The 12,297-nt window shown below is 60.2% G+C and carries 15 protein-coding genes; 9 read left to right on the forward strand and 6 right to left on the reverse strand.

Annotated features, from left to right (window positions below):
* The first annotated feature begins 68 nt into the window (after positions 1 to 68).
* Positions 69 to 476, forward strand: coding sequence for an SMI1/KNR4 family protein (locus ACMTA2_RS00920; RefSeq protein ID WP_003187120.1), 408 nt, complete (start codon positions 69 to 71; stop codon positions 474 to 476).
* A gap of 11 nt (positions 477 to 487) precedes the next feature.
* On the opposite strand, the gene ACMTA2_RS00925 is transcribed toward ACMTA2_RS00920, so the two are convergent.
* Positions 488 to 2,251, reverse strand: a complete 1,764-nt coding sequence (locus ACMTA2_RS00925) for a cation:proton antiporter (RefSeq protein ID WP_413793335.1) — start codon at positions 2,249 to 2,251, stop codon at positions 488 to 490.
* A gap of 279 nt (positions 2,252 to 2,530) precedes the next feature.
* Between ACMTA2_RS00925 and ACMTA2_RS00930 the strand changes: the two genes are divergently transcribed.
* Positions 2,531 to 3,016 (forward strand): acyl-CoA thioesterase, encoded by a 486-nt coding sequence (locus ACMTA2_RS00930; protein WP_072343578.1) that lies wholly within the window; start codon positions 2,531 to 2,533, stop codon positions 3,014 to 3,016.
* Positions 3,017 to 3,040: 24 nt separating this feature from the next.
* On the opposite strand, the gene pdxY is transcribed toward ACMTA2_RS00930, so the two are convergent.
* A complete protein-coding gene (gene pdxY, locus ACMTA2_RS00935; protein ID WP_413793336.1) occupies positions 3,041 to 3,913 on the reverse strand; it encodes a pyridoxal kinase PdxY in 873 nt (290 codons plus the stop codon).
* 119 nt (positions 3,914 to 4,032) lie between these two features.
* On the opposite strand from pdxY, the gene ACMTA2_RS00940 reads away from it, so the two are divergent.
* A complete protein-coding gene (locus tag ACMTA2_RS00940) occupies positions 4,033 to 4,455 on the forward strand; it encodes a DUF3301 domain-containing protein (RefSeq protein ID WP_413793337.1) in 423 nt (140 codons plus the stop codon).
* A 12-nt stretch (positions 4,456 to 4,467) separates the two neighbouring features.
* Here the strand turns inward: ACMTA2_RS00940 and ACMTA2_RS00945 are convergent, their stop codons facing one another.
* Entirely contained in the window at positions 4,468 to 5,433 is a 966-nt protein-coding gene (locus ACMTA2_RS00945; RefSeq protein ID WP_413793338.1) for a CobW family GTP-binding protein, read from the reverse strand.
* A 27-nt stretch (positions 5,434 to 5,460) separates the two neighbouring features.
* Here ACMTA2_RS00945 and ACMTA2_RS00950 point away from each other — a divergent pair, with 27 nt between their 5' ends.
* Entirely contained in the window at positions 5,461 to 5,814 is a 354-nt protein-coding gene (locus ACMTA2_RS00950) for an NADH:ubiquinone oxidoreductase (protein WP_413793339.1), read from the forward strand.
* Here ACMTA2_RS00950 and ACMTA2_RS00955 read toward each other — a convergent pair.
* Positions 5,811 to 6,461 (reverse strand): DUF1826 domain-containing protein, encoded by a 651-nt coding sequence (locus ACMTA2_RS00955; protein ID WP_413793340.1) that lies wholly within the window; start codon positions 6,459 to 6,461, stop codon positions 5,811 to 5,813. The genes ACMTA2_RS00950 and ACMTA2_RS00955 overlap by 4 nt on opposite strands.
* Positions 6,461 to 7,669, reverse strand: coding sequence for a zinc metallochaperone GTPase ZigA (gene zigA, locus ACMTA2_RS00960; protein WP_413793341.1), 1,209 nt, complete (start codon positions 7,667 to 7,669; stop codon positions 6,461 to 6,463). The genes ACMTA2_RS00955 and zigA overlap by 1 nt, the downstream gene beginning before the upstream one ends.
* A 143-nt stretch (positions 7,670 to 7,812) precedes the next feature.
* On the opposite strand from zigA, the gene ACMTA2_RS00965 reads away from it, so the two are divergent.
* From ACMTA2_RS00965 to ACMTA2_RS00985, 5 genes are all read left to right on the forward strand, one after another.
* Entirely contained in the window at positions 7,813 to 8,205 is a 393-nt protein-coding gene (locus ACMTA2_RS00965) for a glutamine synthetase (protein ID WP_413793342.1), read from the forward strand.
* A 116-nt stretch (positions 8,206 to 8,321) separates the two neighbouring features.
* Positions 8,322 to 9,218, forward strand: coding sequence for a GTP cyclohydrolase FolE2 (gene folE2, locus ACMTA2_RS00970; RefSeq protein WP_413793343.1), 897 nt, complete (start codon positions 8,322 to 8,324; stop codon positions 9,216 to 9,218).
* Entirely contained in the window at positions 9,215 to 9,883 is a 669-nt protein-coding gene (locus ACMTA2_RS00975) for a metal ABC transporter ATP-binding protein (RefSeq protein WP_413793344.1), read from the forward strand. Before folE2 ends, ACMTA2_RS00975 begins: the two co-directional genes overlap by 4 nt.
* Positions 9,883 to 10,749: a metal ABC transporter permease gene (locus tag ACMTA2_RS00980; RefSeq protein ID WP_413793345.1), complete on the forward strand. Its 867-nt coding sequence runs from the start codon at positions 9,883 to 9,885 to the stop codon at positions 10,747 to 10,749. The genes ACMTA2_RS00975 and ACMTA2_RS00980 overlap by 1 nt, the downstream gene beginning before the upstream one ends.
* Positions 10,750 to 10,760: 11 nt before the next feature.
* Positions 10,761 to 11,636, forward strand: a complete 876-nt coding sequence (locus tag ACMTA2_RS00985; protein WP_413793346.1) for a metal ABC transporter substrate-binding protein — start codon at positions 10,761 to 10,763, stop codon at positions 11,634 to 11,636.
* A gap of 125 nt (positions 11,637 to 11,761) precedes the next feature.
* On the opposite strand, the gene ACMTA2_RS00990 is transcribed toward ACMTA2_RS00985, so the two are convergent.
* Positions 11,762 to 12,283, reverse strand: coding sequence for a DUF3617 domain-containing protein (locus ACMTA2_RS00990; protein WP_413793347.1), 522 nt, complete (start codon positions 12,281 to 12,283; stop codon positions 11,762 to 11,764).
* Positions 12,284 to 12,297 lie beyond the last annotated feature (14 nt).

Below are 12,297 nucleotides of genomic sequence, written 5' to 3' on the forward strand. Positions count from 1 at the left end.
TCTATAGCGAGCTACTGTATAAACCGCTCCATGTAAAACCGCGCCATCGAGAAAGAGGATCCCCGGACGTGGAAGAAATCATCGAACAATTGCGTGAAGCCAACGAGCCCGTACCGGTCCCGCTGGAATTGCCCGACGAAGACTTGCTGGTAGAGATCGAAGAGCAGCTGTTCATCGATATCCCATTCGTCTTCAGGGAGTTTTTACTGACCGTCAGCGATGTCGTCTACGGCAGCCTGGAGCCGGTAACCGTCACCGATCCACAGTCCCACACCTACCTGCCGGACGTGGCCGCCAATGCCTGGGATGCCGGCGTCGACCGCAGCCTGATCCCGATCTGCCAGGACGGCGACGATTACTATTGCGTCGAAGAGGACGGTACGGTGGTGCTGTGGCAGGCCGAAGAAGAACTGATCGCCGAGGAAACCTGGGAGTCGGTCTGGCACTGGGCCCGGGACGTCTGGCTGGAAAGCTGAGCCCGCGCCGGTCAATGCCCGGATGACTCCTTGTGGTTGTCCAGGGTTTCCAGCAACGCCACCTGCATCCGCGTATGCAGACGGATGAACCAGCGCCAGAGCAATGCCGCCACGGCAATCGCCACCACGGCAATCAGCACCAGCAACTTGTTGGTCGGCAGAATGCTGGCCGACAAGGCTGCCAATAGCAGGAAAATCACCAGCAGCGAGAGAATCGGGATCACTTCGGCGATCACCCGACGCACACGCTGGGTGTGGCGACCAGCCATCTCAGGCTTCACGCCCATCTCCGCCAGCAGCATCGACAGCGCCTTGAGCTTGCGGTACGCGGCGATCAGGAACGGTAGCGACAGCAGCAACGCCCCGCCCCAGATCAGTGCTTTCTGCCAGCTCGGGTCGCTGATCCATGCTTGCAGGTAAGCCGACATCCGCTCGGCGAAAAAACCACCCGAAACAAAAATCGCAATCACCAGCGCCAGGTTGACGCCGACCTGCAGCAAAATCCGCCGGATCATCGATGCCACCATCGCCCCTTCACCGTGGGGCTGGATGCTACGCAGCCATTCGCCATACATCCCCAGCACCCGCGTCAGCCGTTGCGGCATGACCGCCGCCAACTTGACGGACAGCGGGTCGGCGGCCCTGATCAGGTACGGCGTCAGCAGAGTGGTCAACACCGAGACGGCGACCGCGACCGGATAGAGGAAATCGCTGGTGACCTGCAGGGTCATCCCCAACGACGCGATGATGAAGGAAAATTCGCCGATCTGCGAAAGCCCCATCCCAACGCGTAGCGAGGTGCGTCCGTCGTTACCGGCGATAAAGGCACCGAGGCCGCAGGACAACATCTTGCCGAGCACCACTGCGCCCGTGATCACCGCAATCGGCCAGGCGTATTGCAGCAATATCACCGGGTCGAGCATCAGCCCGATGGCGACGAAGAAAATCGCGCTGAACAAATCACGCACCGGCTCCACCAGGCGCTCGATCTTCAGCAATTGCCGGGACTCGGCCATGATCGCACCGATCAGGAACGCGCCGAGCACCATGCTGTATTCGAGCTTCACCACCAGCAGGCAGAAACCGAAACACAAGCCCAGTACGGTAATCAGCAACATTTCATTGCTGTCGAACTTCGCCACGTAGGCCAGCACCCTCGGTACCAGCAGAATGCCGATGACCAATGCGACAATCATGAACAGCGACAACTTGCCGACAGTGGAAAACACCTCGCCGGAGCTCACGGCGCCGCTGACGGCAATGCTCGACAGCAAGGCGATGATGCCAATGCCCAGGATATCCTCGACGATCAGCACCCCGAAAATCAGCTGCGCGAAGCGTTCGTTCTTCATCTTCAGGTCGTTGAGGGCCTTGACGATGATGGTGGTGGAGGAAATGGCCAGGATCGCGCCAAGGAACAGCGAGTCCATGGCGCTCCACTCGAACCAGCGACCGATTTCATAGCCGATCCAGATCATCAGCACGATTTCGAGGAACGCCGCGATGAAGGCCGTGGCTCCGACCTTGAACAGTTTGCGCAGGCTGAATTCCAGGCCCAGGCAAAACATCAGGAAGATCACCCCGAGCTCGGCCAGGGTCTTGATCGTGTCTTCGTCGTGGATAAAACCGAACGGAGGCGTATGCGGGCCAATGATGAAGCCGGCCACGATGTAGCCCAATACCACGGGCTGTTTGAAACGATGAAAGAGTACGGTCACCAGCCCCGCCGCCATCATGATGATTGCCAAATCCTGGATGAAACTGATGGCATGCATGTCGGGGCTCCCTGTTCAAATGACTCACTGCAGAGCTGGAGAAATCCGTTTCCTCGGTAGCAATTGCCCTCGCAATGGGCTTTTGAAGGGTAACACCGCGACTTCTGACAAAAAGACGGTGCAATATATGGAAACAGATCCATCGGCGCGTGACGGCAACCACAGGCGCAGCGTCCCGATATCGGTGGTTTTTAAAACCGATGGCCGGTTTTGCAGGCCACTTAACCAGCACCCGCAGAGGTGTACTCCAACCTAGCTGCCTTGAATCGTGAGTACGTTATGGAACCCGGAAACGCCCAGCTGTCGATGACGGTGTTGATGACCCCTGATATGGCCAACTTCTCTGGCAATGTCCATGGCGGCACCTTGCTCAAATACCTCGACGAAGTCGCCTACGCCTGCGCCAGCCGCTATGCGGGTCGTTACGTGGTGACCCTGTCGGTTGACCAGGTCATCTTCCGTGAGCCGATTCATGTCGGCGAGCTGGTGACCTTCCTGGCCTCGGTGAACTACACCGGCAACACTTCGATGGAAGTGGGCATCAAAGTCGTGACCGAAAATATTCGCGAACGCTCGGTGCGTCACACCAACAGTTGCTTCTTCACCATGGTTGCGGTGGATGACCTGCGTAAACCCGCCGCCGTACCGCCCTTGCAGCCGCAAAACAGCGAAGAAAAACGCCGCTACGAGCAAGCCCAGCAACGTCGACAGATCCGCCAGGAACTGGAAAGGCGCTACCAGGAGATCAAGGCGGACGGGCCTTGACCGACATGTGGGAGCTTGCAGTGATCAGAGGCTGATTGGCACCGCCTCGAACCGCACACGGGGATGGGCGATGCGGTCTTGGGCGCGGACCAGTTCCAGCTCATAGCTTGTGCAGGCCTGGGTTTCCAGCAGCACCTCATGGACGGCGGCAGCGGTGAATTCGAACGCTGCCACCAGGCTGTCCCCCAGAAGGACCCGCGCCAGGAACAACCCCGACGTCAGGTCACCCACGCCCACCGGCTGGCGCGGAAAAGCCAACAGGGGACGGCGCAGGTGCCAACTGCCCTCGGCGGTCACCAGCAGCATTTCGAAGCTGTCATCGGGTTTGCCCGGGTAGGCCAGGTGCTTGACCAGCACCGCCTTCGGCCCACGGGCCAACAACGCCCGCGCCATGGCCAGGCAGTCCAGCAACGATTGGGCCTTGCGCCCCGAAAAGCTGTCCAGTTCCAGTTGGTTCGGGCACATGAGGTCCGCCACGGCAGCGGCTTCTTCCAGAAGAAACCGGCTCACCTCGGGCGCCACGATGCAGCCCTTCTCTGGATGCCCCATGACCGGATCACACAGGTACAGCGCCTTCGGATTGGCGGCCTTGATCCGCGCCACCCCCGTCAGAATCGCCCGTCCCTGAGCCGCACTGCCCAGGTAACCGGACAACACCGCATCGCAATGCCCCAGTTCACCGATGGCTGCAATGCCTTCTACCAATGCCGGTATCTGCTCTGGCGCCAGCACCTCTCCAGTCCATTGGCCGTACTGGGTGTGATTGGAAAATTGCACGGTATTGAGCGGCCAAACGTTCACGCCGACCCGCTGCATCGGAAACACCGCGGCGCTGTTGCCAGCGTGACCGAAGACCACATGGGACTGAATGGCAAGCAGATGAGGCGTACGTTTCATGCGGGAAGTTTCCGTAAAACGATTGGAATTCAAGCCGCGCAGTATGCGACTAAACGCAGCCTGTACGACAGACCAGAGAGACAGTTAAGCTGACAGCAACTTGTTGGAGCACTTCGTTCATGCTGACCCTTGGAAACATTTTCGTGCTGATGCTGCTGGCGACCGGCGGTGCCTGGCTGTGGCACAACCATGGCTTGCGCGAGCGAGCGTTGGCGAGGGTCATGCAGCATTGCGCCAACCTCAAGGTCGAGCTGTTGGACGGCAACGTGGCGCTGAAAAAAATCGGCTTCGTGAAGGACGCCAAGGGTCGACGACGCCTGGCTCGTGTTTATACCTTCGAGTTTACCGTCACCGGCGAAAGCCGCCATTCGGGCACCATCACCCAGTTTGGTGCCCACAGTGCACAAATTGAGCTGGCGCCCTACCCGATGCCCTTCGAAGAAACACCGTCACCGCCCATTGAACCGACCCAGACCAGGGCCAGGGCCGAAGTCATCGAGTTGAGCCAGTGGCGCCAGGAACACAACAAGTGGAAGCCTTGAGACACCGCTGACTCAGGGTCGCCGACAATTCACCAGGCTGGCTTGCAGGCAATCAACGTCTTGCGGCTCATCGAAAATCAGCTCGATCCGGGAGTCCTGGCGCCATTCACTGGCTTGCCAGTCCAGCCTCGCCCTTCCCAAGGCATTGGCTGAAACCCAACCGTCGAGGCTGTGGATCACCATCTTCGCCCGTTTCCAGTCCTGACCTTGTAGCCATCGCGTCAGCGCCGCTGCGTCGAATCGTTGGCTGGGGTGCCAACGCCAACCGATGCTCCAGCCGCCTTCCTGCTGCTGATACAGACAGATCGGCTGCGTCGGGTCGGTCCACATGGCCGGAATCCGACCCAGGCTCTTGGGCAGGTTCACGTTATCCACAGTCCCGCGGCCCCGAGCCGCCAAGCCTGGCAATTGCTCGATCGGTAATGCCGCGTGTTGCGTCCAATACAACGCACGCCCTGACAGTCGCTCCGTCACCCGTTCGCGATCGGCTTGCGTGACGGTCTCGGACTTGTTCAGCACCAGCAATCCGGCATCCGCCAGGGCTTGTTGCTGTGCGTCGGGCAAGGGCTTGCCGTCCGCCATCGCCCGGGCATCCAGTACCAATACACAGGGTTGGACCGCCAGCACGCCGAGCCATGGCGCTTCACTCAGTTGCCGCAGCAACTGTACTGGATGGCCCAGGCCTGAGGGTTCGATGAACAGCCGATCCGGCCGGGCCTTGCGCAGAAGGCGTCCAAGGCCGATCTGAAACGGCGCGCCATTGACGCAGCACAAGCAACCGCCGGCCACTTCGCCCAGTGCGATACCATCGCCCGCCTGGGTCAGCAATGCGGCATCCAGGCCGATCTGGCCGAACTCGTTGATCAGCACCGCCCAGCGTTCATCGGCCGGTCGCTGGGCCAGCAGATGCCTGATCAGGCTGGTCTTGCCGGCACCCAATGGACCGGCAATGACATGGGTGGGAATGTGCTGCAACATAATCGACGGCTTTCGAGGAAGGTGAAGATGCGAATGATCGGCTGGTGGTTACTGGCATTGACGTCGAACCAGGCGCTGGCCCAGGCCTGCGTGGTTCACAGCCAGGCGGAGCGGCTCGACGTGAAAGTCTGCCAACAGAACCGCAGCATTCCACAGAAGCTGTTTGCCGATGGCTTCTGCCAACCAAAGCTTGCCGGCCAGAAGGTCGAGGTGCAATACGTCGATCAATGCCCTGGCGGCGCGTTCGGCGTTTGCAGCAACGCCCAGGTCGCCAATATGCCTTACCGCCAGGATATTCACTATTACGGCGTGGCGACTGATGCCGCCTACTTGCAGCCCTTTTGCGAAGGCCAAAGCCAGGGCACCTGGCTCAAGCCTTAAGCCAGCCAATCCAGCGTGAGAATCAGACGACGCTCTCCCGGCGCGGGCTCCGGCGAGCGATGGATCAGGCCAAACCCCTCATTACCGTGCCATTTTTCACCTTTAAGCAAGCCGACATCACCGCAACTGAACTGCTGGATCATGCGCGGATCCAGCGGCGGCGCCTCAGCCTGCGCCAGGCGGCGACGATCCATGGCCTCTTCCTTGAGCCACTGGCTGCCGACGCCCGCGTAGGTGGTCAGCAGCCGCACCGGCACGTGATCGACGTGGAAGCGCGGGCACATGGCCTTGTCCAGTGTGCGCAGACGCAAACCGACACGTTGGGCGCCCAACAGGCAGGCGAACGCACTGACCAGCCAGGAGACATCGGCGATGAAGCCTTCATAGCCGTGCACGTCGCTGAAACCAGCGGCCAGGCCATGCAGCGCCGGCACGGTGTCATCCTCTGGCAAGTCGAGCACCCGTGATTCAGCCAGTGGCTGGTCCATCGCCAGCACCATGGTGGCAAAGTCGCTGATGTGTGCCGGAAGCTGCCGCTGCCAGACCGCCAGGTTGGTGCCATCGTCCAGGATCTGCGTGAATATCCTCGGCGTATCACCTTGGACCTGCCGTACCCGTACGGCTCTTTTCAGGCTGGGCGCCAGCATCACGCGGCCACCTCGTCGTGCCACGGCCCGAACGGATCCGGCAACAAGCGCCAACTTTCAATTCCCAAGGCCATTTCCGCATCGGTGAGCAGGCAAGCGTCCAGTTCAGCGGCGAGTTGGCCGAAATCGATACCCTGGCCAATGAAGACCAGCTCCTGCCGACAATCACCTGTGGCAGCCAGCCAGTTTTTCATGATCGCCGCCGTGCTCTCTTCATCCTGCGGCCATTGGTTTTTCGGCACGAACCGCCACCAGCGCCCGGCGAAGCCATGCCGCATCAAACCGCCAGCCTGGGACCAACTGCCCGCCTCCTCTGGCTTACTGGCCAGCCAGAAGAATCCCTTGGAGCGCAGGAGTTTGCCATCGGGCCACGGACGGTCGATGAAGTTGAAGAAGCGCTGGGGATGGAACGGTCGACGTGCCCGATAAGCGGTCGAGGCGATGCCATATTCCTCGGTTTCTGGCACATGCCCGCCACGCAGTTCCTGCAGCCAGCCAGGTGCCTGGGCGGCGCGTTCAAAATCGAAAAGACCGGTGTCGAGAATTTTGCCCAGTGGCACCTGCCCCATGGCCATGGGAATGATCTGTGCCTGGGCGTTGAGACGCTGCAGAATCGCAGTCAACTCCTCCCGCTCATGCTGACTGATCAGGTCGATCTTGCTGATCAGAATTACGTCGGCAAATTCAATCTGTTCGATCAACAGCTCCGTAATGGAGCGCTCATCCTCCTCACCCAGGGTTTCGCCCCGCGACGCCAGGCTTTCGGCGGCCTGGTAATCGAGCATGAAATTCACCCCGTCGACCACGGTTACCAGGGTGTCGAGTCGCGCCACATCGGCCAGGCTTCGACCTTCTTCATCGCGGAACGTGAAGGTTTCCGCCACTGGCATCGGTTCGGAGATCCCTGTGGATTCGATCAGCAGGTAATCGAAACGCCCTTCCCTGGCGAGTTGCCCGACTTCTTCGAGCAAGTCCTCACGCAATGTGCAGCAAATGCAGCCGTTGCTCATTTCCACCAGCTTCTCTTCGGAACGACTCAGGGTGACATCTCGCTGGACTTCGCTGCCATCAATGTTGATCTCGCTCATATCGTTGACGATCACGGCGACTCTCAGGTTGTCGCGATTACGCAGGACGTGGTTGAGCAACGTGCTTTTACCAGCGCCGAGAAATCCGGAAAGCACGGTTACGGGAAGGCGGTTGGGCATCGGTATATCCTCATCGGGCGGCCGCTTCGACGACGGCTCGTTCCAGGATTTGGCGGGGTTCGGGGCCTGGATGCTTTAATGTTATAGTATAACAACAGTATTCAACCAGCCCCGCCGGTCTTCATTGCTCTGAGATTCAATCCATGCGCATTCACCTGAAATTCGTTCTTGCGAGCCTGCCGTTGCTATGGGCACTGGATGCTGCGGCCCAGAGCCCGCTCTTGGCGAACTGCACCCGCAGCGCCAACCTGCTGGCTTGTGTGGATAGCCAAGGCAACGCCTACAGCGTCGCGACGGCTGGAAGTACTATTTATTTGCGTGGTTTTGAAGCGGCCAGTCGCCGCTATTGGGCGCAAACGAACAGCCGCTACGGTCAGCTCACGTTCTTCACTGGGTTGGCATCAGATGGCGAAAGTTGGGTTGGTTACAGCCGCCGTGTGGGCTGGACAACCCTCAATCGCTTCTCAAGTTCGGGAGGCAGCACAGGCGTATTTGTATGTGGGCGCCTGAACGGTTGTCAGGATTCACAGCGCTGATGTTTCACGTGGAACGTGAACGTTGGCGAAGGTGAAACACCTTTCATGGAAAAGGTTTCTTTAAATCTACTGTTATAATATAACATGTGATTTCTAACCTTCGATGGACCTTGACCATGAACGCGTTAACGCTGCCCGACGTGGCTGCGCAGGTTTCACGCCAAACCCTACCCCTTGATTGGGTGGGCATGTGTGGTATCGCAACGCCGGTACTGATAGACGGCCAGCGTCTGAGCGCAACGGCCGACGCCGGCGTCAGCCTGGATGATGGCGAAGCGCGCGGCATTCACATGTCACGTTTATACCTGGCGCTGGGGTTGCTTGAAGAGAGGCCGCTTTCGCCAGCGCTATTACGTCAAATCCTGGAGCAATTTCTCGACAGCCATGAAGGCTTATCCACTGGGGCTTCGCTCTGCGTGCATACGGATCTGCTGCTCAAACGCCCGGCGTTGATCAGCCCGTTGGTAGGCTGGAAAAGCTATCCGGTGAGCATCGAAGCGCACTTGAAAAACACAATGTTCCACGTGGAACTGAACATTCAGATTCCCTATTCCTCGACTTGCCCTTGTTCGGCAGCACTAGCCCGGCAGTTGATTCAGCAGCAATTCGTCGACGACTTTGCCAACAAAAAACTCGAGCACGCCGAAGTCCTCGCTTGGTTAGGCTCATCGAACGGTATTGTCGCCACCCCCCATAGCCAACGCAGTACCGCGACCCTGACCCTGCGCCTCCATGCCGATGTCGAGGAGTTGCCGCTGCAGTCGTTCATCAACGAAGCCGAAGCCGCCCTCGGCACCGCTGTGCAAACCGCCGTCAAACGCGCCGATGAACAAGCCTTCGCCTTGGCCAACGGCCAAAACCTGATGTTCTGCGAAGACGCCGCCCGGCGATTGAGCACGGCCCTGGCTCGATCATCGGAGATCACCGCCCTGGATGTCCGCGTCGTTCACGCCGAAAGCCTCCATGCCCATGACGCCGTGGCGCAAAGCCGCTGGAGCCGGGGCGCATCATGATCACTTGCCAAGCACTGCGCTGGGGAGCTCCCGGACAACCGCTCACCCCGCCACTCACCATGGAGCGACCGGAAGGCAGCCTCACCGCCATCATCGGTAGCAACGGCTCGGGTAAAAGCAGCCTGTTGAAAGTACTCGCGGGGCTGCAAAAACCGCTCTCCGGCAAAGTCACCCTGAACGTTCCACGACGAGGCGGGGTTTCGTTCATGCCTCAGCAGCAACATCTGGACCGGCAATTTCCCATCAGTTTGCAAGACCTGGTAGCGGCCGGTTCTTGGGGAAGTCGCCACACGCCAGCCATGCGTAGACAGTTGCTGCAGACGGTACTGGACGATTGGGCACTAAACGGCCTTGAGCATCGCCCGCTGATGGCGTTGTCGGGGGGCGAGCTGCAACGTGCCCTGCTCGCTCGCCTGAGTCTGGCCGATGCGCCCCTGCTGTTGCTCGACGAACCCCATGCCGCCCTTGATGAACCAGGCCAGGCGCTCCTGTGGAAGCACATCCATCGCTGGCACGCGGCGGGCAGGACCCTCGTGGTGGTATGTCATGATCTGGCGGCGGTGCGCCAACATGTTCCCCATACGCTGCTGATCAGAAACACGGGCTGCATGCTCGGCCGCAGTGTGGACTTGATTGCCCAACAACCCCAGACGTGGGTGGCTTGATGCTCGCGGCCGCTCATCTCTGGCAACCGTTCCAAGAGTTTGTCTTCATGCGCCGGGCCCTGCTGGGAGGGCTGGTGTTGGCGTGCAGCACCGCACCGTTGGGTGTGTTCCTGATTCTTCGGCGCATGAGCTTGATTGGTGACGCCGTGGCTCACGGCATATTGCCCGGTGCAGCCCTGGGCTTCTGGTTTGCCGGGCTAAGCCTGCCAGCCCTGACCCTTGGCGGCCTGGGCGCGGGATTGAGCATGGCCGGGCTCGCCGCCTGGATTACCCGGCGCACCGGCCTGCGAGAGGACGCCAGCCTCGCGGCGATTTATCCCATTTCATTGGCGGCGGGCGTGCTGATTCTCGGCATGGCTGGCAAACGCCTGGACTTGCTTCATCTGCTGTTCGGCTCCGCCTTGGCAGTAGACGGCCCGACACTCACCGGCATGCTGTGGGTGTGCGGCATCAGCCTGGTGGCGATGGCGTTGATTTATCGACCGCTGCTGCTCGACACCCTGGACCCGCTGTTCCTGCAAACCGTCAGTCGTCTCGGCCCATTGGCCCATGGCGTATTCCTGACCCTGGTGGTGCTGAACCTGGTGATCGGCTTCCAGGCCATCGGCGCGCTGATGGTGGTCGGCCTGATGATGCTACCGGCCGCTGCGTCGCGATTCTGGAGCCGTCGCCTGCCACTGCTGATGCTGATCGCAGCGTTGTTCGGCTGCCTCTCAGTTTGGCTGGGCCTGCTGTTGTCGTTCTATTACTCACTGCCCAGCGGGCCGTCCATCGTTCTGGTGGCAGGCGTGTTGTATCTGTTGTCGGTGGTATTCGGTCCGGTGCACGGTTTGCTGCGCCGCCCGCCCTTGCTCACATCCCAATGAGGTGTTTCCCGATGCGCGTACTGCTCGTGCTAATCAGTCTGACGCTGTCCATGTCCCTGTCCGCCGCCGAAAAACTCCAGGTGGTGACCAGCTTCAGCATCCTCGCCGACATGACCCGACAGGTCGGCGGTGAGCATATAGAAATCACCAACATGGTCGGGCCGGACGCCGATGCGCACACCTACGAACCCACGCCAGACGACGCCAAATCGTTGCTCAAGGCAAAACTGATCATCAAGAATGGCTTGGGCTTCGAGCCGTGGCTGGACCGCCTGGTGACCAGCACCGAAACCAGCGCCCCGGTAATCAGCGCCAGCCGCGGCGTCATCCCGCGGTCACTGGACGAGGATGGCGAGACCATCCCCGACCCGCACGCCTGGCACAACTTGGCAAACGCGCAGCTGTACGTCAGCAACATCACCAAGGCACTGGAAGTTGCCGACCCGGCCAACAAGGCCGATTACGAACGCAACAGCCAGGCGTACCTGAAGAAGATCTACGCCCTGCTCGCCGAAGCCAAGACCAAGCTCGGCGCATTGCCTGCCGGTAATCGCAAGATCGTGACCTCCCACGATGCATTCGGTTATCTGGGCCAGGCCTATGGCATCGAGTTCATGGCACCCCAGGGGTTATCCACCGAACGTGAACCGTCGGCGGCAGAAGTCGCGGCACTGATTACCCAGATCCGTCAGGCGAAGGTCAAAGCGGTGTTCATGGAAAACATCAAGGATGCGCGCCTGCTCAAGCAGATCGCCGACGAGAGTGGCGCCCACATTGGCGGCACGCTCTACTCCGACGCACTGGCCGCCAGCGGACCGGCCAGCACGTTCACCGGCCTGTTCGAATACAACCTCAATACGTTGTATGACGCGCTGAGTCGGCCTTGAGAGCCTGTGTGGGAGCAAGGCTTGCCCGCGGATGAACGGTGACGCGCTTGGCGACTCACCGAATGGTCTGCATCGCGAGCAAGCTTGGCTCCCACAAGCTCACCAAGCGACCACTCAAATAAGCTTCAAGCCCTCGGCTTGACCGTCCCGCAATCCTGACCCAGCCACACCGCGCGCGTGTCGAGGCTGCCGTTCTGCTGGATACCGGTGGCATTGAACGTGCCGTTGACCTGGGTGGTGAACTCACGATCACTCTGGAACGTCGCGACCCCATTACCCTGGGCTTTCGGGCAACTGAAGCGAAACTTCCACTGATTGCCGGTGCGCTCGGTGATCTGCTGCTTGCAGCCCGATTGCGGATCCTGCAGCGGAATGTCATTGGCTTGCACCTGGGCCGGGGTCAGGCAGACGCGGATGCCTTTACCGCCCATGGTGATGCCCTGCTTTTCCAGCATCGCCCGTTGCTCCGGGGTCATCTGGGTTTGCAACTGGCCTAGGATCAGTTGCAGGTCCGGCAGGTTCTGGTTATCGACCTTCATGTTACTGGTGGTCAACTCCCACAAACCCGGCTGGAGCATCTGCGCCTGAGCCGCCATCGGAACCGACAACCCCATCGCCAAGGCCACACCCAGCAAACGAACATTCATGACACGCACTCCAG

Source organism: Pseudomonas medicaginis (genome assembly GCF_965119365.1).
Lineage (GTDB): Bacteria > Pseudomonadota > Gammaproteobacteria > Pseudomonadales > Pseudomonadaceae > Aquipseudomonas.

Coding starts and splice junctions, on each gene's coding strand:
- ACMTA2_RS00925 (WP_413793335.1), bottom strand. CDS start 2,251: ATGCATGCCATCAGTTTCATCCAGGATTTGGCAATCATCATGATGGCG.
- ACMTA2_RS00930 (WP_072343578.1), top strand. CDS start 2,531: ATGGAACCCGGAAACGCCCAGCTGTCGATGACGGTGTTGATGACCCCT.
- zigA (WP_413793341.1), bottom strand. CDS start 7,669: ATGCCCAACCGCCTTCCCGTAACCGTGCTTTCCGGATTTCTCGGCGCT.
- ACMTA2_RS00980 (WP_413793345.1), top strand. CDS start 9,883: ATGCTCGCGGCCGCTCATCTCTGGCAACCGTTCCAAGAGTTTGTCTTC.
- pdxY (WP_413793336.1), bottom strand. CDS start 3,913: ATGAAACGTACGCCTCATCTGCTTGCCATTCAGTCCCATGTGGTCTTC.
- ACMTA2_RS00965 (WP_413793342.1), top strand. CDS start 7,813: ATGCGCATTCACCTGAAATTCGTTCTTGCGAGCCTGCCGTTGCTATGG.
- ACMTA2_RS00945 (WP_413793338.1), bottom strand. CDS start 5,433: ATGTTGCAGCACATTCCCACCCATGTCATTGCCGGTCCATTGGGTGCC.
- ACMTA2_RS00950 (WP_413793339.1), top strand. CDS start 5,461: ATGCGAATGATCGGCTGGTGGTTACTGGCATTGACGTCGAACCAGGCG.
- ACMTA2_RS00955 (WP_413793340.1), bottom strand. CDS start 6,461: ATGCTGGCGCCCAGCCTGAAAAGAGCCGTACGGGTACGGCAGGTCCAA.
- ACMTA2_RS00940 (WP_413793337.1), top strand. CDS start 4,033: ATGCTGACCCTTGGAAACATTTTCGTGCTGATGCTGCTGGCGACCGGC.
- folE2 (WP_413793343.1), top strand. CDS start 8,322: ATGAACGCGTTAACGCTGCCCGACGTGGCTGCGCAGGTTTCACGCCAA.
- ACMTA2_RS00985 (WP_413793346.1), top strand. CDS start 10,761: ATGCGCGTACTGCTCGTGCTAATCAGTCTGACGCTGTCCATGTCCCTG.
- ACMTA2_RS00975 (WP_413793344.1), top strand. CDS start 9,215: ATGATCACTTGCCAAGCACTGCGCTGGGGAGCTCCCGGACAACCGCTC.
- ACMTA2_RS00990 (WP_413793347.1), bottom strand. CDS start 12,283: ATGAATGTTCGTTTGCTGGGTGTGGCCTTGGCGATGGGGTTGTCGGTT.